The following is a 24398-nucleotide window of genomic DNA, read 5'->3' on the forward strand; positions in this document are numbered from 1 at the left end:
GCTCGTGCTGGGCCAGCGGGCCAGCGGCGTCGTCTCAGTCAGCCAGCGTGATGGTGCCGTTGACTCGGCGGTTCAACTTCCAGGGGTTCTCCGTCTGCACCGGCTTGGGCAGCAGCGACTCCGGGAGATTCTGGTACGCCACCGGCCGCAGGAACCGCTCGATGGCCCGCGTGCCCACCGAAGTGGTGCGTGAGTCCGAGGTGGCCGGGAAGGGCCCGCCGTGGACCATGGCGTGGTTGACCTCCACGCCGGTGGGCCAGCCGTTGGCCAGGATGCGCCCCACCTTGCCCTCCAGCACGGGGATCAGCGGTGCTGCCTGTTTGTGGTCGGCCTCGGTCAGGTGCAGGGTCGCGGTCAGCTGACCCTCCAGCTTCTGGGCTGCGGAGACCAGGTCCTCAGCTGAGTCGTAGCGGATGACCAGGGAGGCGGCCCCGAAGATCTCCTCATGCAGCACAGGGTTGTCCCGGAACGCAGGGGTGGACGCCTGGTAGACCACCGGCGCCGGAGCGTTCTCGCCTGCCCCGTCGGTTCCCCTGCCCACCAGTTCCACGCCATCCTGGGAAGCGAGCTGTTCGACCCCTTCGTTCCAGGAGGCAGCGATGGACTGGGTCAGCATGGTCTGACCGGCGGCCGGTTTCGCCGCCTCGGCCACGGCTGCCAGAAACGCATCTCCGTTGGCACCGGTAGGAACGAAGACCAGGCCGGGGGAGGTGCAGAGCTGTCCCGAGGAGCCGGTGACCGAGCCGAGATAGGCCGTGGCGAGCTTCTGCGTGGCTTCTGCGCCCTGGGAGACGGTGTCCTCGAGCAGACCATCGAAGAAGAACACCGGGTTGATGCTGCTCATCTCCGCGTAGACCGGGATGGGCACCTCGCGGGCTGCGGCTGCCTTCATCAGGGCAAGGCCGGCGCCGCGGGAACCGGTGAAGCCCACGGCCTTGATCGCCGGGTCGCTCGCGAGGGCCTGACCGATCGATGCCCCGGGGCCGTAGATCAGCGAGAACACTCCCGGATGCATCCCGATCTCCTTGACCGCCGCGGTGATGGCCGCACCGACGATCTCGGAGGTGCCGGGATGGGCGTTGTGCGCCTTGAACACGACCGGGCATCCGGCGGCCAGGGCGGAGGCGGTGTCTCCGCCAGCCACGGAGAACGCCAGCGGGAAGTTGCTGGCACCGAAGACCGCCACCGGCCCGAGCGGGATCATGCGCTGGCGGACGTCGGGCTTGGGCAGCGGCTGACGCTCGGGGTCTGCAGTGTCCCAGCGGGTGCCGCGGAAATCGCCCTGTCGCACGACGGCGGCGAACAGACGCAGCTGGTTGACCGTGCGGCCCCGTTCACCCTGAACGCGGGCCTGCGGCAGTCCGGTCTCAGCCATCACCCGCTCGGTGAGCGGTTCTGCAGCTGCTTCGATGTTCTCGGCGACCTTCTCCAGGAACGCGGCATGCGTCTCCGGGTCCAGCTGAGAGAAGGACTCGAAGGCTTCGGCTGCGGCCTCGGTGGCCGCGGTGAGCTGGGATTCATCGATCAGCGAGTACCCGGGTTCAAGGATCTCATTCGTCGCGGGGTTGTATCCGTTGATGGTTCTGCCGCCCCCGGTCACGCGTTCTCCCGCGATGATGGAGCGACCCGTCAGGTCGTGGGTCTGCATGGTTTCTGCGCTCATGAGTGTGCTCCTTTCAGGCGCTGGCCAGAGCCGGCGCTTCTGCCGGCCGGATCCCGGCGGCATCGATCAGATCGGACAGGTCTTGGATGTCCTGCTCGGTCATGTCCTGCAACGGCGGACGCACCGGACCGGCGTCGCGGCCCACAGCTTTGAGTCCGCCCTTGACGATGGAGACACCGTAGCCCTTCACCCGGTCGCGGATGTCCAGATAGGGCAGCACGAAGCGGTTGAGCTTCTCGGTCACCGCCACGCGGTCCTGCCGGCGGACATCCGAGTAGAACTCGAGGGCGAACTCAGGAACGAAGTTGTACATCGCCGAGGAGTAGGTGCTCATCCCCAGCTGCAGCATCGGCAGCGCGAAGGTCTCTGCGGTGGGCAGGCCGCCCAGGTAGAAGAGCCGGTCCCCGGCGGTGGCGACCACCCGGGTGACCGCCTCGATGTCGCCGGTGGCGTCTTTGAACCCGATGAAGTTCTCATGCTTCTCGGCCAGCTTGACGACCGTGTCCGCGCGGTAGATCGCATTCGCCCGGTTGTAGACGATCACACCGATGTCCACTGAGGAGCAGACCGCGTCCACATGGGCCTCGAGGCCCTGCTGGTCGCATTCGGTGAGGTAGGGAGGAAGCAGCAGGAGTCCCTCGCAGCCTGCGGCCTGGGCGGCTCGGGCGTTCGCCACGGCGAGGTAGGTGGCCCCGCCGGCTGAACCGAGGACCGGGACGACGTCGCCCGCCTCCTCCACCGCCATGCGCGCCACCAGAGCATTCTCCTCGGGAGAGAGGCTGAATCCCTCTCCGGTGCCCCCGGCGGCGAAGAGTCCGGCGACGCCCTGACGTGCCTGCCAGTTCAGGTGGGTGCGGTAGGCCTCTTCATCGATCTCCAGCTCCGAGGTGAAGGCAGTGACGGGGAAGGACAGCAGTCCGTCCTTGAGCTGGTCCGCCAGTTCTTGCGGGGTGTACTTGGACACGGTGACCTTCCTAGTCATGGTTCGAGCGCGCCGGCCTCCCGGAGGCGGCGGTGTTCACGGGGTGGGCATGCCGCTGAGCGATAGCTCAAGGGATAGTCATTGCCACTCTAGGTTCCGCGAGTGATGCCCGTCTAAGCCTTGTTTCGTATGGATTGATGCCGAACGCGCATCAGGAGCGACCGCTGGGGAGCTCGCTCACCGGGGAGCGTCTCCCAGGACCTCCAGCAGGCTGGTCAAGGCCGGATTGCGGTGGTTCCTTCTCCAGATGGCATGCAGCTCCACCACGTCCTCAGCCTTCTCGGCGAGCTCCAGGTGGGTCACTCCGGTGATCCCGAGCCGGGCCGCGGACTCAGGGACGAAGGCGACTCCGCGCCCGGCGCCGACGAGGGAGACCATGGTGAGGATCTGGCTCACGGTATGGACCACGTTTCCATGCTGGATCGGCATGTGCCGGATGGCCAGGTCGTAGAAGTAGCGCGCTTTGAGCGGGGAGTACATGATCAGCGGCGTCTCTCTGAGATCCGCCGCCTCCACGGGGCGGTCCAGCTCCGTGAGCGGATGGTCAGCCGGGACGGCGAGGCGCAGTGACTCGGTCTGGACGAGCCGCGACTCGAAGTGGTCGGGATCGATCGGGGGGCGTGCCAGCCCGAGATCGATGCCCCCGCTGGTCAGCGCGGCCAGCTGTTCGCGCGTCACCATCTCGCGCAGGTCGACGTCCACCTGGGGCAGGTGCTCCGCGGCCGTGCCCAGGACCTGTCCGAGGATGCTCAGGGCCGATGTGGCCGTGAAGCCGATGCGCAGCACCCCGGCGCGGCCGCGCGCGATGCGCCGGGCGGTCAGCGGAGCCTGGTCTGCAGCGATCAGCAGCTTGCGCGCGTCGCTGAGGAATGCCCGGCCGGCCGTGGTCAGCGAGACCTTGCGGTTGTCCCGTTCGATCAGGCGAACGCCGACGGATTTCTCAAGCTTCTGGATCTGCCGGCTCAGCGGCGGCTGGGTCATGTTGAGGCGTTCGGCCGCCCGCCCGAAATGCAGCTCTTCGGCCACGGCGACGAAGCTGCGGGTCTGGTCCAAGGTGAACACAATGCGCTCCGAGTATCAATATCGAGTTGTGGTGATCATTTGAGCATCATCGTGCCACGCGGGTCACATCGGCTCAAGCGGGGGCATCCGTGATGCAGAAAGGAGATCGTGCGGTGCCCTATGGGTCCAGCACCCGGCGGCGGGAGGCGGAGAGGTGCGCGCGCATCGCGGCGGCGGCTCCCGCAGAATCGGACTCGGCGACGGCGTCGAGGATGCTGCGGTGCTCCTGTGCGGCCAGCTGGTGGCGGACGGCGCCGGCTTCGAGACGGGTGCGCGGCATGGAGATCATGGCCGGGCCCAGGTCGGCGACCGCCTTCTGCAGGTGGGGGTTCGTGGACGCCTCGGCGAGTGCCCTGTGGAAGGCGAAGTCGTGCTCCACGGCGGTCGCGGGGTGGTCCCCCGCCGCAGCGAAGGCGGCCAGCGCTTCGCCCAGGCCTCTGAGCTGGGCCTCGGTTCGACGCTGGGCTGCCAGAGCGGCGGCCTCACATTCGACGGCGATGCGGTACTCGATGAGGCTGACGCGTTCGGCCGCGGTGCGCGGGGCGATCATCGCGGCGGAGGGCGTCTGCGTGGGTGCGGTCAGCACGAAGCTGCCGGTGCCGCGGCGAGTGTGGATCAGCCCATCAGCGCGCAGCTGCGTGAGGGCCTCGCGGACCACCGTGCGGCTGACCCCGTGCTCGGCGATCAGTTCGGACTCGCTGGGCAGCTTCGCACCGATGGCGAGAGTGTCCTCGAGGATCTGTTGCCGGAGATGGGCGACGAGGCCTGCCGTGCGATGGAAGCTCATGCCCCGATTCTGCCCCACAGCCCCGCCAGCTCGGTGCCTGGCCGGTCAGCCTCTGCCGGACTCAACTCCTGCCGAACTCCGCGGTGGCGTGGGTGAGCTCCCGCGCCCGGGGACTCAGCGAGACTCCCAGCCCGGGGCGCTGCGGCACCAGCATGCGTCCCTCAGCGATCTCCAGGCGCTCTTCGAAGAGCTGATCCAGCCAGTCGAAGTGCTCGACCCATGGCTCGGTGGGGTAGGCCGCGGCGAGGTGCAGGTGGATCTCCATGGCGAAATGGGGAGCCAGCATGAGTCCCGCCTGATGAGCAAGCGTGGAGAGCCGCAGGAACTGAGTGATGCCGCCTACTCGGGGGGCGTCCGGCTGGATGATGTCGCAGGCGCGCCCGGCGATGAGCTTCTCGTGCTCGGCGACGGAGGCGAGCATCTCTCCGGTGGCGATCGGCGTGTCCAGAGCTGCCGTCAGCCGGGCATGGCCTTCGACGTCGTAGGCGTCCAGCGGCTCCTCGATCCAGACCAGGTTGAAATCCTCCAGCTGGCGGCCCATGCGCAGCGCGGTGGCCCGATCCCACTGCTGATTCGCATCGACCATGAGCGGGACATCCGGTCCCAGATGCTCGCGGATGGCGGTGACCCGGCGGAGATCCTCATGGGCATCGGGAAGTCCCACCTTGATCTTGATGCCGCCGATGCCCTGGGCCAGAGACTTCGACGCGTTCTCGCAGATCTCCTCCACCGACGCGTTCAGGAAGCCCCCGGAGGTGTTGTAGGTCCGCACCGAGTCCCGATGGGCGCCGAGCAGCTTGGCGAGGGGCAGATCGGCCCGGCGCGCCTTGAGATCGTAGAGCGCGATGTCGATGGCGGCCAGGGCCTGGGTGGCCACTCCGGAGCGGCCCACGGAGGCGCCGGCCCAGAGCAGCCTGTCATAGAGTTTGGCGATGTCATTCGGGTCCTCCCCGATGACAAGCTCCGCGACCTCTTTGGCATGGGCATATTGTGCGGGTCCGCCGGCGCGCTTGGAATAGGAGAATCCCAGACCGGTGAATCCCTGCTCGGTGGTGATCTCTGCGAAGAGCATCGCGACCTCGGTCATGGGGCGCTGTCTCCCGGTGAAGACCTTGGCGTCGGAGATGGGTCCGGCCAGCGGGAGGGTGGCGGCAGAGAGTGTGAGGTGACGGATGGCATCAGGTGCGTAGGACATGCTGTGATCGTACAAGTGGGGTATCGGTATAACAAGTGGTGACTGATAGCGTCATGCCCCATTCGGGCACGACAGTCCTGCCCGCAGGGAGGTTGATCACTGACATGACACCGCATTCACCCGCTCCGCTCACCGCGCCGATGATCTCCCCCGCCGCCGCCTGCACCTCTGCGCCACGGTTCCGCGGCACGTTCAGCGTGGAGGAGGGCCACGGTCCGGTGAGTTACGCAGTGCTGCGAGCGAGTGCCCTGGGCGTGTACGAGGCGCTGCTGGACGGCCAGGCCGTCAGCGATCACGTGCTGGCTCCAGGTTGGACGAGCTTCGAGTGGCGCCTGCACTATCAGAGCCATGACCTGACACCGCAGCTCCGGGAGACCCAGGCCGGGCAGCGCCACGTGCTGGCCGCCGTCGTGGGTCGCGGCTGGTGCCGAGGTCAGCTGGCCTGGGACAAGGTGGCCGATGTCTATGCTTCACGCCCAGGTCTGCTGATGCAGCTCGACATCACCTTCGCGGACGGGCACGTGCAGACGGTGCAGACAGACAGCACCTGGGTGGTCCAGGAATCTGAGGTGCGTGCCGATGACCTCTTCGACGGACAGACCGTCGACGCGAGGCTGCGGAGTCCTGGATGGGCTTCTCCGACGTTCGAGCTGGAGAACTCACAGTGGGGCGCTGTCGAGAGGTCCCCGCTCGTCATGGACCTCATGGAACAGCGCAGGCCTCCGATGCGCAGACAGCAGGAGCTGCTGCCAGAGCGGATCTGGACATCCCCGAGCGGGGCCACGCTGGTGGACTTCGGCCAGAACCTGGTGGGCTGGACGCGTCTGTCGGTCAGGGGCCGTGCCGGCGAGACGGTCAGGCTTCGACATGCAGAGGTGCTCGAACATGGAGAACTGGGCACACGGCCGCTTCGCAGCGCGTTGGCCGCCGACAGCTTCATCCTCAGCGGCGCCGAGGACATCTTCGAACCGACGTTCACGATCCACGGCTTTCGCTATGTCGAGATCAGCGGGCACCGCGGTGAGCTGCGACGGGGGGACCTGGTCGCCGTCGTCGTCCACGCTGACATGACACGGACGGGAACCTTCCGCTGCTCGAACGAGCTGGTCAACCGGCTCCATGAGAACGTGCTCTGGAGTCTGCGCGGGAACTTCCTGACCATCCCCACCGATTGTCCGCAGCGGGATGAACGCCTCGGCTGGACCGGGGACATCGCAGTGTTCGCCCCCGCCGCCGCACATCTCTACGACGTGAAGACCTTTCTGGGCGATTGGCTCAAGGACCTCTCCGCCGAGCAGCGTGCCGCTGACGGCGTGGTTCCGCTGGTGGTTCCCGACATCATCAAGTACCTGGATCTTCCGGAGGACTTTCCGCCGCGGGAGACGATGGCGATCTGGTCGGATGCCGCGGTCTGGGTCCCCTGGGCGCTCTGGGAGGCCTACGGTGATGTGAAGGTCCTCGAGGACCAGTACGAGTCCATGGTGGACCACGTGCAGCGCGTCGAGTCGCTGCTCTCCGACACCGGAGTGTGGGACCGCAGCTTCCAGCTCGGCGACTGGCTGGACCCAGATGCGCCGCCGGACGCGCCGGGAGCTGCCAAGGCCGATCCGGCGGTGGTGGCCACTGCCTGTGCCGCTCGCTCCGCGGGGCTTCTCGCGCAGAGCGCCCTCATCCTCGGACATGAGCAGGACGCCCGGAGGTTCACAGACCTGGCGCGGCGTCTCAGGGATGCGTTCAATCAGCGCTATGTGACTCCGGCCGGGCTCATACGGTCTGACAGTGCGACGGTCTATGCGCTGGCCCTGGTGTTCGACCTGCTCACCGAGGAGCAGCGTCCTCTGGCGGCACGACGGCTCGCCGACCTCGTTCAGGGCGCGGGCCACAGGATCAGCACCGGCTTCGCCGGCACGCCCTTCGTGCTCCAGGCCCTGAGCAGCACCGGCCACGTGGAGGACGCCTACCGGCTCCTGCTGCAGAAGGAGTGCCCGTCGTGGCTGTACCCGGTGACGATGGGTGCGACCACGGTCTGGGAGCGATGGGACGCGATGAGGCCCGATGGCAGCATCAATCCGGGGCAGATGACCAGTTTCAACCACTATGCGCTGGGAGCGGTCGCCGAATGGCTGCACCGTGTCGTGGGCGGGATCGCACCGGCGACGGCGGGCTACTCCCGGGTGCGCGTCGCGCCGCGCCCGCCGGGGCCGGGTCTGGCCACCGAGATGTCGTGGGCGCAGAGCACGATGCTGACTCCGCGGGGGCTGGTCAGCGTCCGCTGGGAGCTCGACCAAGGGGTCCTGGTGCTGACGGTGCAGCTTCCCCCCGGGGTGCAGGCGGATCTGGTCCTTCCCGGACAGGAGACTCAGGAGCTGCTGAGCGGAGAACACACGTTGCGCGTGCCCTGGACGGGGGCGTGAAGGCGAGTCACCGGCCCAGCGTGGACTCCCGGGCGATGAGGGAGGGCGTGAAGACCTGATGGTCCACTCCCGCTTCAGGATCGTCGATCGCGGTGACCAGCAGCTGCGCAGCGCGGGTTCCCATCTCCTCAGCAGGCTGGCGGATCGAACTGATGGGCACGGTGGCGGAGGCGGTGAACGCGATGTCGTCGTATCCGATCAGCGCGATGTCCTCCGGCACCCTGACCCCGGCGCGAGCGAGTTCCTGCAGGGCTCCGAGCGCCACCAGGTCATTGGTCGCGAACAGGGCATCCGGGCGCTGCCCGGACGGTAGCTCCAGCAGTCTCCGGGTGGCCTCCCGGCCTGATCTCGCGTCCATGGCCCCGGTGTCCCACAGGCGCACCTGCGCGTCCTCCCGTGCTGCGGCAGCGGACTGCGCGCCTTGAAAGCGGTGAGCCACCTGGCGGATGTGCTGCGGTCCACCGACCACTGCGATCCTGCGCCGTCCCAGCTCCAGCAGGTGCTCAGTGGCCAGCTGCCCGCCGAGCACGTCATCCGTGGAGACGGAGGAGATCTCATCGGCGCCGGCCTCCCGGTCCACGATCACCACGGCGATGCCTCGGTCCTTGATCTGGCGGAGTCGATCCAGGATGTCTCCGGCCGGGGTGACCAGGATCCCGGCGACTCGCTGCTCCTCGAAGAGCTGAAGCTGAGTGAGTTCACGCCGCGGATTCTGGCTTGAGTTTCCCAGGAGCAGGGGGCGATGGAGCTCCTCCAGGCTGTTCTCGGCTCCGCGCGCGACGTCGGCGAAGAAGGGGTTGCCGATGTCGAGCACGATCATCCCCACGGCGAGATTCTGCTGCTGCCTCAGCTGGCGGGCCGCGTCATTGCGGACGTAGCCGAGTTCAGAGATCGCCGCCTGCACGCGCTCTCGCGTGACCTCGGAGACTTTATCGGGATGATTGAGCGCATTGGAGACCGTCGCGGGGGAGACTCCGGCCCGTGCCGCCACATCCCGCACTTGAGCCAGAGCCATGCGATTCAGAATACATCGCGGCTTCAGGCATCATGAGGGCCATGGATGTTCCGCTTCAGCCCCCCGCTCCCGCCCGTCGAGTTCTCTTCGCCGCCGCAGGTGCGGCCCTGGCCACCGTGCTGGTCCTGCTGGTGGCCCTGCCCGTGGACCTCGCGCAGGGATACATCGAGGGCGAGGATCTCCTGCGTGCGGCGGGGGCCTATGCTGTGGCGATGATTCCGGTCGGAGCGGTGGCCGGCGCCCTCGGCGGCGGCGTCGCGGCATATTCGCGCTGGTCCACCGGCACCAGGGCGGTGGGCACGTCGATCCTGGCCGGGGTCACCGCAGCGGGGGTGGGAGCGGTCTGCACCTTCGGCCTGCTCTGGGCGCCGCTGGCCGCCTGGGCGCAGGTCAGCTGGATCATCCTGATCGGTGTCGGAGCCGCGCTGGCGACCCGCCAGCTGGACTCCAGGCTGGCCCGCGCCGACGTCTGAACTGCCTGGCGCGACGTCGAGATGACGGCCGGTGAGAGTGGCCCGGCCCACGGGCCTGCCCGGGACTGAGCGCGGGGTCCGGCGCGCCATGCCCCAGCGTCATGCGGTATTGACACTCTGTGATGCGCGTCATAACATCGTGGACAGAGATTGAAACGATTTAATGACTGCGGTCCCTGGAGGTTCCATGTCGCTCAGCGATTCAACGCCCGTGCTGGAGCTGGCCGGTGTGCGCAAGACGTTCGGCAGCGTCACAGCGCTGGCCGACGGCAGCATCACCGTCTATCCGGGGTCGATCCACGCGCTGGTGGGTGAGAACGGCGCCGGGAAGTCCACGCTGATCAAGATCGTCGCAGGCCTGCACCGCCGCGACAGCGGCACCTTCCGCTTCCGTGGCGCGGACGCCGCCTTCAGCTCCACCGCTGAGGCCAAGAACGCCGGCATCGCCGTGATCTACCAGGAGCCGACCCTCTTCCCAGACCTCTCCGTGACCGAGAACATCTTCATGGGACGGCAGCCGCGCGCCCGCGGCGGACGCATCGACAAGCAGGCCATGCAGGAAGAGGCGGCCGAGATCTTCGATCGCCTCGGCGTGAAGCTGGATCTCGACCGTCCGGCCGACGGGCTGTCGATCGCGGACCAGCAGATCATCGAGATCGCCAAGGCCATCTCGCTGGATGCCCACCTGCTCATCATGGATGAGCCCACGGCCGCCCTCTCCGGCGTGGAGGTGGAGCGGCTCTTCGCCGTGGCCAGGAGCCTGCGCGACGAGGGGCGCGGGATCGTCTTCATCTCTCACCGCTTCGATGAGATCTTCACCCTGTGCGACACCATCACGGTCATGCGCGACGGCTCCTATGTGGCCACCACGCCCACGGCGCAGACCAGCAACGATGAGCTGGTCACCATGATGGTGGGGCGGGAGGTCGCCGAGCTCTACCCGAAGACCCCGGCCGAGATCGGCGAGGTGGTCCTGGAGGTGGAGAACCTGCGCTCCGCCGGCACCTTCGCCGACGTGAGCTTCACGGTGCGTGCCGGCGAGATCGTCGGCCTCGCAGGACTCGTCGGGGCGGGACGCAGCGAGATTGCCCGGGCGGTCTTCGGCGTCGACCCCTATGACTCAGGCACGGTCAAGATCAACGGAGCCCCGGTCCCCAAGGGACAGCCCGCTGCGGCGATCCGCGCCGGCATGGCCCTGGTGCCCGAGGACCGGCGCCAGCAGGGCCTGGTGGTCGATGCATCGCTGGCTCGCAATATGGGCGCCGCCATCAGGCGCAGGCTCTCCCGCTTCGGCCTGATCACGAACTCCATGGAGAACCGGGCTGCGGGCCCCTGGGCAGGACGGCTGGAGGTCAAGACCGCGGCCCTGTCGATGAACGCCGCCACGATGAGCGGCGGCAACCAGCAGAAGGTGGCGATCGCCAAATGGCTGGCGACCGAGCCCAGTCTGCTGATCATCGATGAGCCCACCCGCGGGATCGACGTCGGCACCAAAGCGGAGGTGCACCGCCTGCTGTCCCAGCTTGCGGGCGAGGGCATGGCCATCCTGATGATCTCCTCGGAGCTTCCCGAGGTGATGGGCATGGCGGATCGGATCCTGGTCGTCGGCGAGGGACGCATCAGTGCGGATCTCACCCGCGAGGAGGCGACCGCCGAGAAGGTCATGCACGCCGCGACGGCGCGACATGAGAAGAACCGACAGGAGGCCGCTGCATGAGCGCCGAGACTCTCACCCCCGTGGCCAGGCGGCAGGGCGCAACGATGCGCGCAGCCAGGTCGCTCTTCGCCTCCCGCGAGACAGCCATCGTGCTGGTCATCCTGGTCATCATCGCGGTGGCCACCACGATGAACCAGTCCTTCCTCTTCAGCGCTCAGGGTTGGCGCGATCTGCTGCTCACGCCCTCGATCCTGATGGTGGTGGCCATCGGTTCGGCCGTGGTGATCATCACCCGCAACGTGGACCTCTCGGTGGGCTCCACCCTTGCGATCACGGCGTATATGAGCGGACGGCTGTTCATCGACCTCCCCGGAATCCCGATCTTCGTCGTGGTCCTGCTGGGCATCCTCGTCGGCGCGGGCCTGGGACTCATCAACGGAGCCCTGGTCGCCTTCGGCAAGGTCCCTGCACTGGTGGTCACGCTCGGGACCATGTACATCTACCGCGGGGCCGTGCTGACCTGGGCCGGCAGTGATCGCATCAACGCCTCTGACATGCCACGAGAGTTCCTGGGCCTGGGGACCATGCAGATCGCCAGCATCCCGCTGCTGACCATCGTGGCAGTGATGGTGCTGATCATCGCCGGATACTGGCTCTCCTCGACCCGCAGCGGGCGAGAGATGTATGCCATCGGCTCTGACCCGGAAGCCGCCAAGCTCTACGGTCTGCCCACCACCAAGCGGGTCATCTTCGCCTTCATCCTGGGAGGCGCCCTGGCAGGGCTGGCCGGCGTGATGTACGCCGCCCGGTACGGCACGGTCAGCGCCAGCGCCGGTCTCGGCTGGGAGTTCCAGGCCATCGGCGCCGCTGTGATCGGAGGGGTCGCGATCTTCGGCGGCTCCGGCAGCGTCTGGGGAGCCGCCTTCGGCGCCATCCTGCTGATGACCATCAATCGGGTGCTCCCCATCGTCGGCATCCCTGACTTCTGGCAGCGCGCCGTCGTGGGCGCGCTGATCATCGGGGCGATCGTTCTGGATCGCTACCTCTCCGTGAGACGACACCGCAAGCTGCAAGAAGCGAGGGACAAGGCATGACCGCTGCAACTCGCGCTGAGACGGGCGCCTCCACCGGTGCACCAGAGCGCCGACGCGGTGACGGACGCACCTACGCGGCCTACCATCGCCCGTGGTGGTTCCGCACCTTCATCAGCGCCGAATTCCTGATCATCGCCCTGCTGGTGGTGGTGTGGATCATCGCCACCACCTCGGTGGACAACTTCTCGGGACCGCTGACCGTGCGCTATCTGCTCATGGACATCGCTCCGCTGATGATGATCGCGCTGCCCATGACCCTGGTCATCATCACCGGACAGATCGATCTCTCCGTGGCGAGCACCATGGGACTCTCCACAGTGGTCGTGGGCATCCTTCACGTCCAGGTCGGTCTGAGCATTCCGGTGGCGGGTCTGCTGGCGATCCTGGTCGGAGTGCTCTGCGGGGTCTTCAACGGCTTCCTCGTCGCCTATGTGAAGCTGCCCTCGCTGGCGGTGACCATCGGCACGCTTGCGCTCTACCGCGGGATCGCCGTGGGCCTGCTGGGCACCACGGCCCTGACAGACTTCGATCAGGAATGGTCTGATCTGGCGACCTCCAGCATCGGAGAGTCACGCATACCCGCCATCATGATCCCCGTGGTGATCCTCATCGTGATCTTCGCGGTCCTGCTGCACTTCACGCCCTTCGGGCGCGGGCTCTACGACATCGGCCACAACGATCAGGCCGCCCGGTTCAGCGGGGTCAATGTGGCCCGCTCTCAGATGACGACCTTCATCCTCACCGGGGCCGTCTCAGCCGCCGCCGGCATCTTCTACACACTGCGCTTCGGCAACTCCCGCGGAGACAACGCCACCGGCCTGGAGCTGGAGGTCATCGCTGCTGTGCTGCTGGGCGGAGTCCTCATCTTCGGCGGACGCGGCGCCATCCACGGCGTGCTCGCCGGAGCCCTGCTGATCGGGGTGCTCTCCTCCGCGCTGCGACTGGAGGGTGTGACCGTCAACGTCATCAACATCATCATCGGCCTGCTGCTGGTGATCTCAGTCCTCGCACCGACCCTGGTCGCCGGCGTTCAGCGGCTCACCTCCCGCCGCGGCGGCTCAGGCCCTGGTCCCGAGCGCTCATCTCCCGCCTCTGCACCGCCTGAACCGTCAGATCCGGCGACGCAGCAAGAACCCACCCAGCACGACTCAGCACCGAACCAATCGACACACCAAGAATCGGCTCGAGCAGACTCGGCATCGAAGCCGACTGTCACGCCTTGATGAAAGGAATCACCATGCGCACCACTGCACATAAGCGGTCCATCCCAGCCCTGGCGGTCTTCGCCGTCGGTGCCCTCGCCCTGACCTCCTGCGGAGGCGACTCCGGAGAAGGCGACTCGGCAGAGGGGGAATCGGGAGGAGAGGCGCTGAGCGTCACCTTCCTGCCCAAGAACCTCGGCAACCCCTATTTCGAGACCTCCAACGCCGGAGGCGAGGAGGCCGTGGAGGAGTTCGGCGGCAGCTACTCCGAGGTCGGACCGCAGGAGGCAACTCCGGACGGCCAGGTCGAATACATCAACACCGCTGCTCAGCAGGGCGAGGACGCGCTCGTGCTCTCCGCCAATGACCCCAGCGCGATCTGCGGGGCGCTGAACGAGGCGCGAGACGTCGACGTCGCCGTCGTCACCTTCGACTCGGACACCGACGCCGAGTGCCGCGACCTCTTCGTCAACCAGGCCACCGCCGAGGGGATCGCCAGCGCCCAGGTGCAGCTCGTCGCGGAACAGATCGACGAAGAGGGCCAGATCGCCATTCTCTCCGCCTCGGCGAACGCCACCAACCAGAATCTGTGGATCGAACTCATGGAAGAGGAGATCGCCGCCGATTACCCCGACATCGAGATCGTGGACACCGTCTACGGCGACGACGACGATCAGCGCTCCTTCGACCAGACGGCGGCCCTGCTGCAGACCCACTCCGATCTGGACGCCATCGTCTCGCCCACCACTGTCGGCATCGCCGCAGCGGCGCGCTACATCGCTGACTCCGACTACGCCGGCGAGGTTGCGGTGACCGGTCTCGGCACCCCGAACCAGATGCGCGAGTACGTGGAGGACGGAACAGTTGAAGCGTTCGCGCTGTGGAACCCGGAAGACCTCGGCTACCTCTCCGCTTGGGCCGCCAACGCTCTCGCCTCCGGTGAGATCGAGGGCAACGAGGGGGACACCTTCGAGGCAGGACGTCTCGGCGAGTACACGGTCGGCGCAGACGGAGAGGTCGTCCTGGGCGAGCCCTTCGTCTTCGACTCCGAGAACATCGGTGACTTCGACTTCTGATCCGCACGTCTCTCCCGGGGCGGGGCGCGACGTCCCGCCCCGGGAGCACCACGACGATGCTGGCCCGGCCGGCCGAGAGGACTCCTGTGCGACGAGTGTGTTTTCAGCTCCAGGTCAAGCCTGACCGCCTGGAGGAGTACGCCGAGCGACACCGCGCCGTATGGCCCGAGATGCTCCAGGCGCTGAAGCGTTCAGGGTGGAACAACTATTCGCTGTTCCTGCGCGAGGACGGACTGCTCATCGGCTATGTGGAGGTCGACTCGCTGGAGCGGGCACAGGCCGCCATGGACGCCGAGACGATCAACGCGGCGTGGCAGGAACAGATGGGCGAGTTCTTCATCGATCTCGAGGGCGCACGGCCCGACACGGGATTCGTGGAACTCCGCGAGGTCTTCCATCTGGAGGACCAGCTGGCCGAGACCGGGGGCTCCGCAGACACGTCGCCCGAGCCGCAGCCAGCAGCACCAGCATCAGCAGCACCAGCATCAGCAGCACCAGCATCAGCAGCACCGACTGACAACAGCACAGACGCAGAGCAGAACTGAGGAATCATGCCAACTTTCGACCAGATCTCGAGCCAGCTCGAGCACCAGGCCATCGAAGTGCCCTCCTGGGCCTATGGGAATTCGGGCACCCGCTTCAAGGTCTTCGGAGCCGCCGGAACCCCGCGCAGCGTCGAGGAGAAGATCGCCGACGCCGCCACTGTGCACCGCTTCACGGGTCTGGCTCCCAAAGTGGCTCTGCACATCCCTTGGGACAAGGTCGATGACTATTCCGCGCTGCGCCGCTATGCGCAGGACCAGGGGATCGAGATCGGCACGATCAACTCCAATACCTTCCAGGACGACGACTATAAGCTCGGCGGTCTCACCCATCACGACCCGGTGGTGCGGCAGAAGGCCATCGATCACCACCTGGAGTGCATCCGGGTGATGGGCGAGACTGGCTCTCGCGACCTCAAGATCTGGCTCGCCGACGGCTCCAACTACCCGGGCCAGGCCGACATCCGTGCCCGTCAGGACTGGCTGGCAGAGTCTCTGGCCGCCATCTACGCGCAGATCGCCGACGATCAGCGCCTGGTGCTGGAGTACAAGATCTTCGAACCGGCGTTCTACCACATGGACGTTCCCGACTGGGGCACTGCGCTGGGTCATGTGCAGGCTCTGGGCGAGAACGCCACGGTCTGCCTGGACACCGGCCATCACGCGCCCAGCACCAACGTCGAGTTCATCGTGGCGCAGCTGCTGCGCGCCGGGAAGCTCGGATCCTTCGACTTCAACTCGCGGTTCTACGCCGATGACGACCTGATCGTCGGCTCGGCAGACCCCTTCCAGCTCTTCCGCATCATGTTCGAGGTCATCCGCGGCGGCGGCTACGGACCCGAGTCAGATGTGGCCTTCATGCTCGATCAGTGCCACAACATCGAGAAGAAGATCCCGGGCCAGATCCGCAGCGTGCTCAACGTCCAGGAGATGACGGCACGCGCGCTCATGATCGACCGCGAAGCGCTCAAGGCCGCCCAGCAGGCCGGTGATGTGCTCGGCGCCCACGAGGTCTTCATGGACGCCTTCTACACCGATGTGCGTGCCGACCTCGCCGCCTGGCGCGAATCCCGCGGACTGCCGGCACAGCCGATGCGCGCCTTCGCCGAGTCCGGATACCAAGAGAAGATCGAAGCCGACCGCGTCGGCGGAACCCAGCTCAGCTGGTGAAGGAGCTACCCATGACCAACCCAATTGTCGCTGACCTCATCTCACGGTCCAACAGCCTCGGCTCGGACCCGAAGAACACCAACTACGCCGGCGGCAACACCTCGGCCAAGGGCGCGGAGAAGGATCCCGTCACCGGCGAGGACGTCGAGCTGCTCTGGGTCAAGGGCTCCGGCGGAGACCTCGGCACGCTGAAGGAGACCGGCCTGGCGACCCTGCGGCTGGACCGCATGCGCGCGCTGGTCGACGTCTATCCCGGCGTCGAACGTGAAGACGAGATGGTCGCCGCCTTTGACTACTGCCTGCACGGCAAGGGCGGGGCGGCACCGAGCATCGACACTGCCATGCACGGCCTGGTCGACGCCGCCCATGTGGACCACCTGCACCCCGACTCCGGCATCGCGATCGCCACGGCCGCAGACGGCCCGGAGCTGACCGCAAAGATCTTCGGCGAGAAGGTCGTCTGGGTGCCCTGGCGCCGTCCCGGCTTCCAGCTGGGCCTGGACATCGCCGAGATCAAGAAGCAGAATCCGCAGGCCATCGGCTGCATCCTGGGCGGCCACGGCATCACCGCCTGGGGCGACACCTCTGCGGAGTCACAGCGCAACTCGCTGTGGATCATCGACACCGCCGCGGCGCACATCGCCGAGCATTCCACGCCCGAGCCCTTCGGCCCGGCTCTGGACGGCTACGCAGCGCTGGACGAGGCGGAGCGCCGGGCCAAGGCCGCGGCGCTGATGCCCACCATCCGTTCCATCGCCAGCGCGGACAAGCCGCAGGTCGGCCATTACACCGACGCCGAGGTTGTCCTGGAGTTCCTGGGCCACGCCGAGCACCCCCGCCTGGCCGAGATGGGCACCTCCTGCCCGGACCACTTCCTGCGCACAAAGGTCAAGCCGCTGGTGCTGGACCTGCCTGCAGACGCCTCCGTGGAGGACTCCATCGCGCGGCTGCGTGAGCTGCACGAGTCCTACCGCGAGGACTATCAGGCCTATTACGACCGCCACGCCAACGCCGACAGCCCGGCCATCCGCGGCGCCGACCCGGCGATCGTGCTGGTCCCCGGGGTCGGCATGTTCAGCTTCGGCAAGGACAAGCAGACGGCACGGGTGGCCGGAGAGTTCTACGTCAACGCCATCAACGTGATGCGGGGCGCCGAGGGCCTCTCCAGCTACGCCCCTATTGACGAGTCGGAGAAGTTCCGCATCGAGTACTGGGCGCTGGAGGAGGCCAAGCTGGCGCGCATGCCGAAGCCGAAGCCTCTGGCCACGCGGATCGCCCTGGTGACCGGTGCCGCATCGGGCATCGGCAAGGCCATCGCCGAGCGGCTGGCCGAGGAGGGCGCCGTCGTCGCCATCGCGGACCTGAACCTCGAGAAGGCCAAGGAGGCCGCCGCCGAAATCGGCGGCCCCGACAAGGCCGTCGGCATCGCCGTGGACGTCTCCGACGAGGAGGCCGTGATCAAGGCGATCGACGAGACTCTGCTGGCCTTCGGCGGACTCGACATCGTGGTCAACAACGCCGGGCTCAGCCTCTCGAAGTCGCTGCTGGAGACCACCGCTAAGGACTGGGATCTGCAGCACAACGTGATGGCCAAGGGCTCCTTCCTGGTGTCCAAGGCCGCCGCGCGGGTGCTCATCGATCAGGACCTGGGCGGCGATGTCATCTACATCTCCTCGAAGAACAGCGTCTTCGCCGGGCCCAACAACATCGCCTACTCCGCCACCAAGGCGGACCAGGCGCATCAGGTGCGCCTGCTCGCCGCCGAGCTCGGGGCGCACCAGATCCGGGTCAACGGGATCAACCCCGACGGCGTGGTCCAGGGCTCGGGCATCTTCGCCTCCGGCTGGGGCGCCAACCGCGCCGCGACCTACGGCATCGAGGAGAAGGACCTGGGCAAGTTCTACGCCCAGCGCACCATCCTCAAGCGCGAGGTGCTCCCGCGCAATGTGGCCAACGCGGTGTTTGCACTGGTCGGTCCTGAGCTGTCCCACACCACAGGCCTGCACGTACCCGTCGACGCCGGCGTGGCCGCCGCATTCCTGCGCTGAGTCCAGCACCCATGGCAGAACAGAAGCACACGACGGCATCGAGACCGGCTGCGACGACGGCCGTGACACCGGCTGCCGGGGCCCCGGCTGTGACACCGGGTGCTGGGCCCGCGGCGACGATGCATGCCGCCGTGGACCTCGGCGCCTCATCCGGGCGCGTGGTCCTGGGTCGGGTCGGGCCGGACACGCTCGAGTTCCACGAGTCCGCGCGCTTCTCCAACGGCGTGGTTCCCATGCCCGACGGGCTGCACTGGAACCTCGTGGGCCTCTATGAGCAGGCGCTGGCCGGCCTTGGTGCCGCCGTCCGCGAGACCGGCGGGGAGCTGGCCTCCGTGGCCATCGACTCCTGGGCGGTGGACTATGGTCTGCTGGCCGGCACGGATTCGTCAAAGATGCAGCTGCTGGGCACTCCGTTCCACTACCGGGACGAGCGCACCGCAGCTGGCGTGGAGAAGGTCCACCGAAGCGTCGCCTTCGAGGAGCTCTATCGTCGGAACGGACTGCAGTTCCTTCCCTTCAACACGCTCTACCAGCTGGCCCAGGAGGGCCTGGCATCGCATGCAGATCGGCTGCTGCTGGTGCCGGACCTCCTGGGCTATTGGTTGACCGGTGAGCAGCTCACCGAGGTCACCAATGCTTCGACCACAGGCCTGCTCGACGTGCACACCAAGGCCTGGGACACGGAGCTGATGTCCCGGCTCGGTCTCTCCGCGGACCTCTTCGCCCCGGTCGCGGTTCCCGGCGAAACGCTGGGCCAGACCCGCGCCGAACTTGCCCCACTGCTGGGCGGCAAGCAGCTGCCGGTCACCCTGGTGGGCTCCCATGACACCGCGAGCGCCATCGTGGGCACCCCGCTCTCCACCGAGGATGCCGCCTATATCTCGTGCGGCACCTGGGGACTTGTGGGCCTGGAGCTGGACAGCCCCGTGGTCACCGACGCCTCCCGCGCGGCGAACTTCACCAATGAGGGCGGCGTGGACGGCCGCACCAGGTTCCTGACCAACGTCATGGGCACCTGGCTGCTCTCCGAGACGCTGCGCACCTGGGAGCGCGAAGAGGGGAAGAGCCAAGATCTGGTGGGTCTGCTCGACGCCGCGGCACACGTTCGCTCGGACGCCGTCGTCGTCTTCGATGTCCAGGACGAGCGGTTCGTGGCACCGGGCGACATGCCCGCACGGATCGGGCAGCTCTGCACGGAGCAGGACCTGCCCATCCCGGCGGGAAAGGCCGAGCTGGTGCGCAGCATCGTGGAGTCCATCGCCGCCGGGTTCGCCCGAGCGCTGTCCACCGCCGGTGAACTGGCTGACCGCCGGGTCGACGTCGTCCACATGGTCGGTGGAGGTTCGCTGAACGCGCTCCTCTGCCAGGCCACCGCTGACCGCAGCGGATATCCTGTGGTCGCTGGCCCCGTGGAGGCCACCGCCATCGGCAACCTCCTCATCCAGGCCCGCACCGCAGGGACGCTCTCGGGCAGCCTCGAGGATCTGCGTGAGCTCATCATCCGCACCCATTCCCCCATCACGTACCGTCCACAGTCCTGAAGTCCCGTCTACGGTCGGAAAAGTGACCCGTCTAGGAGCATCCAATGGTTCAGCGTCAACTGCCCAAGCCGCGCGACATCGCGCCGCTGATGAAGTTCAAGAAGTTCGACTTCAACGCCTCCCGCCGTCGCCTCTCGGCGGCGCTGACCATCGAGGATCTGCACAAGATCGCCAAGCGGCGCACCCCGAAGGCCGCCTTCGACTACACCGACGGCGCCGCCGAGGGCGAGTTCTCGCTGACCCGAGCCCGGGAGGCGTTCCAGGACATCGAGTTCAACCCCTCGATCCTGCGCGACGTCTCGGAGGTCGACACCTCCTGCGAGATCTTCGGCGGACGCTCCGCACTGCCCTTCGGGATCGCTCCCACCGGGTTCACCCGGCTGATGCAGACCGAGGGTGAGATCGCCGGGGCCACTGCGGCAGGGGCGGCGGGGATTCCGTTCACCCTCTCCACCCTGGGCACCACCTCCATCGAGGCGGTCAAAGAGGCGAACCCGGAAGGGCGCAACTGGTTCCAGCTCTATGTGATGAAGGACCGGGAGATCTCCTATGCGCTGACCGAACGTGCTGGTCAGGCCGGGTTCGACACCCTCTTCTTCACCGTGGACACCCCCGTGGCAGGAGCCCGGCTGCGCGATAAGCGCAACGGGTTCTCGATCCCGCCGCAGCTGAGCCTGGGCACCGTGGTCAACGCGATCCCGCGTCCCTGGTGGTGGTATGACTTCCTGACCACCCCTCCGCTGGAGTTCGCCTCGCTGTCCTCGACCGGGGGGACCGTGGGGGAGCTGCTGGACAAGGCCATGGATCCCTCGATCAGCTTCGATGACCTGAAGATCATCCGCGAGCTGTTCCCCGGCAAGCTGGTGGTCAAGGGTGTGCAGAACGTGGAGGACGCGAAGAAGCTCGCCGATCTGGGCGTGGACGGCATCGTGCTCTCGAACCACGGCGGCCGGCAGCTGGACCGCGCGCCGGTGCCGTTCCACCTGCTGCCCGAGGTGGTGCGCGAGGTCGGCGACGACCTCGAGGTCACCATCGACACCGGGATCATGAACGGCGCCGACATCGTCGCGGCGATGGCGCTGGGCGCGAAGTTCACGCTGATCGGGCGGGCCTACCTCTATGGGCTGATGGCCGGTGGTCGTGCTGGTGTGGACCGGACCATCGAGATCCTCGCGGATCAGGTGGAGCGCACCATGAAGCTGCTGGAGGTCCCGAACCTGGCGGAGCTGCAGCCCAAGCACGTGACCCAGCTGGAACGGCTCGTCCCCCGCGCCCGCTGACCATTCCTCCAGGCTGGTTGAGTCATCCGGCGGCCACGTGGGGGCCGGATTGCTCAACCGCCCAGGAGGGACGGTGGTTCAGCGCTTGGACTTCCGGTACCCGGCGTTCCGTGCGGCCGACTCCGTGGCGAAGCACCGCTCGGGTTTCGTCCGCTTGTAGTAGGACCCGCTCGGCACGTGATAGATCCCCGAGCTGGCGTTGCCCTTGATCGGGTAGCCCCGGGGCAGTTGAATGATGAAGAGGACACCTTCACGCTCGTCGCCTTCTTCGCCGGAGCGGCCTTCTTCACCGTGGACGTCGACGCAGAGGTCCGGGTCAGCGTGGTGTGCCCGGACTTCTTGCCGGTCACCCGCACCGAGAGCTTCTTGCCCACGTGGGAGGCGGAGACCTTGTAGGTCCGGCTCGTCGCACCCTTGATGGCGGTGCCGTTGGCGCGCCACTGGTAGGAGAAGGCGGTCGACGGCGTCCAGGTCCCCACACTGGCAGAGAGGGTCTTCCCGCTGACGGCCGAGCCGTTCACCTTCGGGGTGGAGGCCCGCGCCACCTTCAACGTGGGCGCGGAAGTGCGGCTCACGGTGCTGTACCCGGATCTCTTCCCGGTCACCTTCACCGTGATCCGTTTGCCCTGGTGGGCGGTGCTCGGGGTGAAGGTGCTGCGGTGCCCGCCGCTGATCGCTCTGCCATCGGCGTACCAGCGGTGGCTTCGCGAGGTCCCAGTGGTCCAGGTGCCCGGCTTCACCGTGAGCTTCGTCCCCACTGCTGCTGATCCGGAGATCTTCGGAGTCCCAGCGCGAAGAGTCTTCCCCGCTGACCGGCTGGTCGCCAGAGCGTCGCTGGGTGACGCCGACGCCGACGCCGACGCGGCACCGGTCTGCGGCGCGGTGCTCGCGACAGACATAGTGCTCGCGACAGACGCGATGGCCGCGGACTGGGTGGACTGCGTCGTCGTCGGGAACTCTGGGGGTGGCGCGGAGGCGCCGATCAGAGTGGCGGCCAATACGGCGGTGGTCAGGACCGAGGTGATGGTCCGCCAATGCTGGGAGCTCCCCATGGCATTCGTCTCCAGTGTGAGGCGTCCACTGCGCGGGACGGGGCGGCATCAGGACCCCGTCCTGAACAGAATGATCATATAGCCGGCCCGGGACGAGTCCACCTCTCGATGTGTCCCGATCGTCCTGGCTGGTTGAGCAATCCGGTGGCTGCGTCCGGACCGGATTGCTCAACCGCCCAGGAGGGGTGGCGCGTGGGGCTGCCCCCGGGGACCTGGACCCCTCGCTGAGCCTGCCCCAGCGCGGGATCCATGCGACCATGGACAGGTCTGTTACTCCACAATTTTCGAGAGTGAGGCGGGAGCACCACATGGTGAATGCACCCCTGCACATCATCACGCTGGTCAAATGGGTCCCGGACGCCCAGCTGGAGCGTCGATACAACGCCGAGGGGCGCATCGACCGCTCCGAGGGCGTGCTGAGCGAGCTGGACGAGTATCCGCTCGAGGCCGCCCTGCATATCAAGGAAGCCGCGCAGGATCGTGAGGTCCGCGTGACCGCGCTGACCATGGGCCCCGCCGGCGCCAGCACCGCGGCGAAGAAGGCCCTTCAGATCGGCGCCGACGACGCCTACCAGCTCACCGACGACGCCCTGATCGGGGCGGACATCTGGGCCACCTCGGTCGCCCTGAAGGCTGCCGTGGAGACCGCCACCGGTGCCGCGGAGTTCGAATCGGGCGAGCCCGAGTACCTGGTGCTCACCGGCATGGCCTCCGAGGAGGGCGAGTCGGGTGCAGTGCCCGCTCAGCTCGCCGAGCGTCTGGGTGCGCATGTCGTCACCTATGCCACCGCGCTGGACCTCGAGGCCGAACGCCTGGTGGTCACGCGCTCCGGCGGCACCGAGTCGCAGAAGGTCGCCGTGACCATGCCCGCGGTCGTCTCGGTCACCGATCAGGCCAATGACCCGCGATACCCCAACTTCAAGGCGATCATGGCGGCGAAGAAGAAGCCGCTGACCCGATGGACCCTCGCCGACATCGACCTGCGCCCCGAGCAGGTCGGTGCCATGGTGCGCGTGCTGCGCACCGACGCGCGGCCGCCGCGCACCGCCGGAGAGATCATCACCGATGAAGGTGACGCCGGCGTCAAGATCGTTGAATTCCTGGTGAAGGAGCGTCTGCTGTGAGCAACGTACTGGTCTTTTTCGATGAGCTGGGCGAGGCGCTGAGCTCGGCCCAGAAGGAGCTGATCGCCCAGGCGGGAGCCCTCGGCGAGGTGCATATCGCCGTCGGCGCCTATACCGGCGACCCGACTCCGGCACTGGCCATCGACGGCGTCCAGGAGGTCTATCTCCCCGAGGAGAGCCTCCCCGCCCCCGAGGTCGCCGTGGTGGATCTGCTGGAGACCTCCGTGACCGAGTCCCGCGCCGTCGTCGTCCTGGGCTCCGCCACTGCTGACGTCACCGATGCGCTGGCCCGGCTCGCGGTCAGGCTGGACACCGGACTGATCTGCGGCGCGGCCGGGATATCCGCAGACCTGGTGGTCACCAAGGGCGAGCTGGCGGGTTCGTACACGACGACGTCGCAGCTGATCTCCGCGACGGCCCCCGCCGCACCGCTGGTGGTGACCTTCAAACCGAACAACATCGACCCGCAGCGGGTCCAGACGCTCGTCACCCGCGGGGAGCAGCCCGAGGTCAACGTGCTCCCGGTCCGGCCCTCGGTCGGAGGAGTGGAGATCCTCGAACGCACTGCGATGGAGGTCTCCGCGAGGCCGCCGCTGACCGAGGCGCGCATCGTCGTCGCCGGAGGCCGTGGAACCGACGGGGACTTCACCCCGCTCGAGGAGCTGGCCGATGAGCTCGGCGCAGGCCTGGGAGCCTCCCGTGCGGCCACCGATGCGGGATGGATCGAGCATGCCGCCCAGGTCGGTCAGACCGGAGTGACGGTGTCCCCGCAGCTCTACATCTCCGCAGGCATCTCTGGCGCGGTCCACCAGCGCGCAGGCATGCAGACGGCGGGGACGATCGTGGCGATCAACAAGGATGAGGACGCACAGGTCTTCGAGATCGCTGACTTCGGCGTCGTCGGGGACCTCCACGAGGTGATCCCGCAGATGATCGAGGAGCTGCGTCGGCGCAAGAGATGACATCGGCCTCGGGGGCACTGCACCTGCCCACACCGACCGGCGCCTGAGCGGGCCTTCCG

General features: G+C 67.4%; 22 protein-coding genes. 15 read left to right on the forward strand and 7 right to left on the reverse strand.

The window, feature by feature from the left end; translation table 11 throughout:
• Nucleotides 1–34: 34 nt before the first annotated feature.
• The 5 genes from H4W27_RS12235 to H4W27_RS12255 form a co-directional block, all read right to left on the reverse strand.
• Nucleotides 35–1663 carry an aldehyde dehydrogenase (NADP(+)) gene (locus H4W27_RS12235; RefSeq protein WP_192596177.1) on the reverse strand — a complete coding sequence of 543 codons (1629 nt, stop codon included), beginning with the start codon at nt 1661–1663 and terminating at the stop codon, nt 35–37.
• Nucleotides 1664–1676: 13 nt separating this feature from the next.
• Nucleotides 1677–2627: a 5-dehydro-4-deoxyglucarate dehydratase gene (locus H4W27_RS12240; protein WP_192596178.1), complete on the reverse strand. Its 951-nt coding sequence runs from the start codon at nt 2625–2627 to the stop codon at nt 1677–1679.
• Nucleotides 2628–2822: 195 nt separating this feature from the next.
• Complete coding sequence (locus tag H4W27_RS12245; protein WP_192596179.1) at nt 2823–3707, reverse strand: LysR family transcriptional regulator; 885 nt, start codon at nt 3705–3707, stop codon at nt 2823–2825.
• Nucleotides 3708–3825: 118 nt separating this feature from the next.
• Nucleotides 3826–4494, reverse strand: a complete 669-nt coding sequence (locus H4W27_RS12250) for a FadR/GntR family transcriptional regulator (protein WP_192596180.1) — start codon at nt 4492–4494, stop codon at nt 3826–3828.
• A 61-nt stretch (nt 4495–4555) separates the two neighbouring features.
• The gene (locus tag H4W27_RS12255; RefSeq protein WP_192596181.1) at nt 4556–5689 is read right to left on the reverse strand and encodes an L-talarate/galactarate dehydratase; all 1134 of its coding nucleotides are present in this window, start codon (nt 5687–5689) and stop codon (nt 4556–4558) included.
• Between the two features lie 104 nt (nt 5690–5793).
• Between H4W27_RS12255 and H4W27_RS12260 the strand changes: the two genes are divergently transcribed.
• Nucleotides 5794–8103, forward strand: coding sequence for an alpha-L-rhamnosidase (locus H4W27_RS12260; RefSeq protein WP_225939113.1), 2310 nt, complete (start codon nt 5794–5796; stop codon nt 8101–8103).
• A 7-nt stretch (nt 8104–8110) separates the two neighbouring features.
• On the opposite strand, the gene H4W27_RS12265 is transcribed toward H4W27_RS12260, so the two are convergent.
• Nucleotides 8111–9118 carry a LacI family DNA-binding transcriptional regulator gene (locus H4W27_RS12265; protein WP_192596182.1) on the reverse strand — a complete coding sequence of 336 codons (1008 nt, stop codon included), beginning with the start codon at nt 9116–9118 and terminating at the stop codon, nt 8111–8113.
• A 41-nt stretch (nt 9119–9159) separates the two neighbouring features.
• Here H4W27_RS12265 and H4W27_RS12270 point away from each other — a divergent pair, with 41 nt between their 5' ends.
• From H4W27_RS12270 to H4W27_RS12315, 10 genes are all read left to right on the forward strand, one after another.
• A complete protein-coding gene (locus H4W27_RS12270; protein WP_192596183.1) occupies nt 9160–9591 on the forward strand; it encodes a hypothetical protein in 432 nt (143 codons plus the stop codon).
• 187 nt (nt 9592–9778) lie between these two features.
• Nucleotides 9779–11308 (forward strand): sugar ABC transporter ATP-binding protein, encoded by a 1530-nt coding sequence (locus H4W27_RS12275; RefSeq protein ID WP_192596184.1) that lies wholly within the window; start codon nt 9779–9781, stop codon nt 11306–11308.
• The gene (locus H4W27_RS12280; RefSeq protein WP_192596185.1) at nt 11305–12342 is read left to right on the forward strand and encodes an ABC transporter permease; all 1038 of its coding nucleotides are present in this window, start codon (nt 11305–11307) and stop codon (nt 12340–12342) included. Before H4W27_RS12275 ends, H4W27_RS12280 begins: the two co-directional genes overlap by 4 nt.
• Nucleotides 12339–13565, forward strand: a complete 1227-nt coding sequence (locus tag H4W27_RS12285) for an ABC transporter permease (protein WP_192596186.1) — start codon at nt 12339–12341, stop codon at nt 13563–13565. The genes H4W27_RS12280 and H4W27_RS12285 overlap by 4 nt, the downstream gene beginning before the upstream one ends.
• A gap of 14 nt (nt 13566–13579) precedes the next feature.
• Entirely contained in the window at nt 13580–14620 is a 1041-nt protein-coding gene (gene rhaS / locus H4W27_RS12290; protein ID WP_192596187.1) for a rhamnose ABC transporter substrate-binding protein, read from the forward strand.
• A 95-nt stretch (nt 14621–14715) separates the two neighbouring features.
• Complete coding sequence (locus tag H4W27_RS12295; protein WP_318782356.1) at nt 14716–15165, forward strand: L-rhamnose mutarotase; 450 nt, start codon at nt 14716–14718, stop codon at nt 15163–15165.
• A gap of 6 nt (nt 15166–15171) precedes the next feature.
• On the forward strand, nt 15172–16332 hold the full coding sequence (rhaI, locus tag H4W27_RS12300) for an L-rhamnose isomerase (RefSeq protein ID WP_192596188.1): 1161 nt from the start codon (nt 15172–15174) through the stop codon (nt 16330–16332).
• Between the two features lie 11 nt (nt 16333–16343).
• Nucleotides 16344–18380, forward strand: coding sequence for a bifunctional aldolase/short-chain dehydrogenase (locus H4W27_RS12305; protein WP_192596189.1), 2037 nt, complete (start codon nt 16344–16346; stop codon nt 18378–18380).
• 119 nt (nt 18381–18499) lie between these two features.
• On the forward strand, nt 18500–19921 hold the full coding sequence (locus H4W27_RS12310) for a rhamnulokinase (RefSeq protein ID WP_192596602.1): 1422 nt from the start codon (nt 18500–18502) through the stop codon (nt 19919–19921).
• 44 nt (nt 19922–19965) lie between these two features.
• Complete coding sequence (locus H4W27_RS12315; RefSeq protein ID WP_192596190.1) at nt 19966–21201, forward strand: alpha-hydroxy acid oxidase; 1236 nt, start codon at nt 19966–19968, stop codon at nt 21199–21201.
• Nucleotides 21202–21279: 78 nt separating this feature from the next.
• Here the strand turns inward: H4W27_RS12315 and H4W27_RS14000 are convergent, their stop codons facing one another.
• Nucleotides 21280–21438, reverse strand: a complete 159-nt coding sequence (locus H4W27_RS14000; RefSeq protein WP_449867021.1) for a sunset domain-containing protein — start codon at nt 21436–21438, stop codon at nt 21280–21282.
• Between H4W27_RS14000 and H4W27_RS12320 the strand changes: the two genes are divergently transcribed.
• The 4 genes from H4W27_RS12320 to H4W27_RS12335 all read left to right on the forward strand — a co-directional run bounded on the left by H4W27_RS12320 (nt 21430) and on the right by H4W27_RS12335 (nt 24339).
• A complete protein-coding gene (locus tag H4W27_RS12320; protein ID WP_192596191.1) occupies nt 21430–21597 on the forward strand; it encodes a hypothetical protein in 168 nt (55 codons plus the stop codon). The two genes, H4W27_RS14000 and H4W27_RS12320, sit on opposite strands and share 9 nt — an antisense overlap.
• 132 nt (nt 21598–21729) lie before the next feature.
• Nucleotides 21730–22335 (forward strand): hypothetical protein, encoded by a 606-nt coding sequence (locus H4W27_RS12325; RefSeq protein ID WP_192596192.1) that lies wholly within the window; start codon nt 21730–21732, stop codon nt 22333–22335.
• 226 nt (nt 22336–22561) lie between these two features.
• On the forward strand, nt 22562–23377 hold the full coding sequence (locus tag H4W27_RS12330) for an electron transfer flavoprotein subunit beta/FixA family protein (RefSeq protein WP_225939114.1): 816 nt from the start codon (nt 22562–22564) through the stop codon (nt 23375–23377).
• Nucleotides 23374–24339 carry an electron transfer flavoprotein subunit alpha/FixB family protein gene (locus H4W27_RS12335; RefSeq protein ID WP_192596193.1) on the forward strand — a complete coding sequence of 322 codons (966 nt, stop codon included), beginning with the start codon at nt 23374–23376 and terminating at the stop codon, nt 24337–24339. The genes H4W27_RS12330 and H4W27_RS12335 overlap by 4 nt, the downstream gene beginning before the upstream one ends.
• Nucleotides 24340–24398: the final 59 nt, after the last annotated feature.

The organism is Nesterenkonia lutea (assembly GCF_014873955.1).
Lineage (GTDB): Bacteria > Actinomycetota > Actinomycetes > Actinomycetales > Micrococcaceae > Nesterenkonia > Nesterenkonia lutea.

Excerpts from the sequence above, each read along its gene's own strand:
- H4W27_RS12235 (WP_192596177.1), bottom strand. The coding sequence starts at position 1,663 with ATGAGCGCAGAAACCATGCAGACCCACGACCTGACGGGTCGCTCCATC.
- H4W27_RS12250 (WP_192596180.1), bottom strand. The coding sequence starts at position 4,494 with ATGAGCTTCCATCGCACGGCAGGCCTCGTCGCCCATCTCCGGCAACAG.
- H4W27_RS12255 (WP_192596181.1), bottom strand. The coding sequence starts at position 5,689 with ATGTCCTACGCACCTGATGCCATCCGTCACCTCACACTCTCTGCCGCC.
- H4W27_RS12260 (WP_225939113.1), top strand. The coding sequence starts at position 5,794 with ATGACACCGCATTCACCCGCTCCGCTCACCGCGCCGATGATCTCCCCC.
- H4W27_RS12265 (WP_192596182.1), bottom strand. The coding sequence starts at position 9,118 with ATGGCTCTGGCTCAAGTGCGGGATGTGGCGGCACGGGCCGGAGTCTCC.
- H4W27_RS12270 (WP_192596183.1), top strand. The coding sequence starts at position 9,160 with ATGGATGTTCCGCTTCAGCCCCCCGCTCCCGCCCGTCGAGTTCTCTTC.
- H4W27_RS12275 (WP_192596184.1), top strand. The coding sequence starts at position 9,779 with ATGTCGCTCAGCGATTCAACGCCCGTGCTGGAGCTGGCCGGTGTGCGC.
- H4W27_RS12280 (WP_192596185.1), top strand. The coding sequence starts at position 11,305 with ATGAGCGCCGAGACTCTCACCCCCGTGGCCAGGCGGCAGGGCGCAACG.
- H4W27_RS12285 (WP_192596186.1), top strand. The coding sequence starts at position 12,339 with ATGACCGCTGCAACTCGCGCTGAGACGGGCGCCTCCACCGGTGCACCA.
- rhaS (WP_192596187.1), top strand. The coding sequence starts at position 13,580 with ATGCGCACCACTGCACATAAGCGGTCCATCCCAGCCCTGGCGGTCTTC.
- rhaI (WP_192596188.1), top strand. The coding sequence starts at position 15,172 with ATGCCAACTTTCGACCAGATCTCGAGCCAGCTCGAGCACCAGGCCATC.
- H4W27_RS12305 (WP_192596189.1), top strand. The coding sequence starts at position 16,344 with ATGACCAACCCAATTGTCGCTGACCTCATCTCACGGTCCAACAGCCTC.
- H4W27_RS12310 (WP_192596602.1), top strand. The coding sequence starts at position 18,500 with ATGCATGCCGCCGTGGACCTCGGCGCCTCATCCGGGCGCGTGGTCCTG.
- H4W27_RS12315 (WP_192596190.1), top strand. The coding sequence starts at position 19,966 with ATGGTTCAGCGTCAACTGCCCAAGCCGCGCGACATCGCGCCGCTGATG.
- H4W27_RS12330 (WP_225939114.1), top strand. The coding sequence starts at position 22,562 with ATGGTGAATGCACCCCTGCACATCATCACGCTGGTCAAATGGGTCCCG.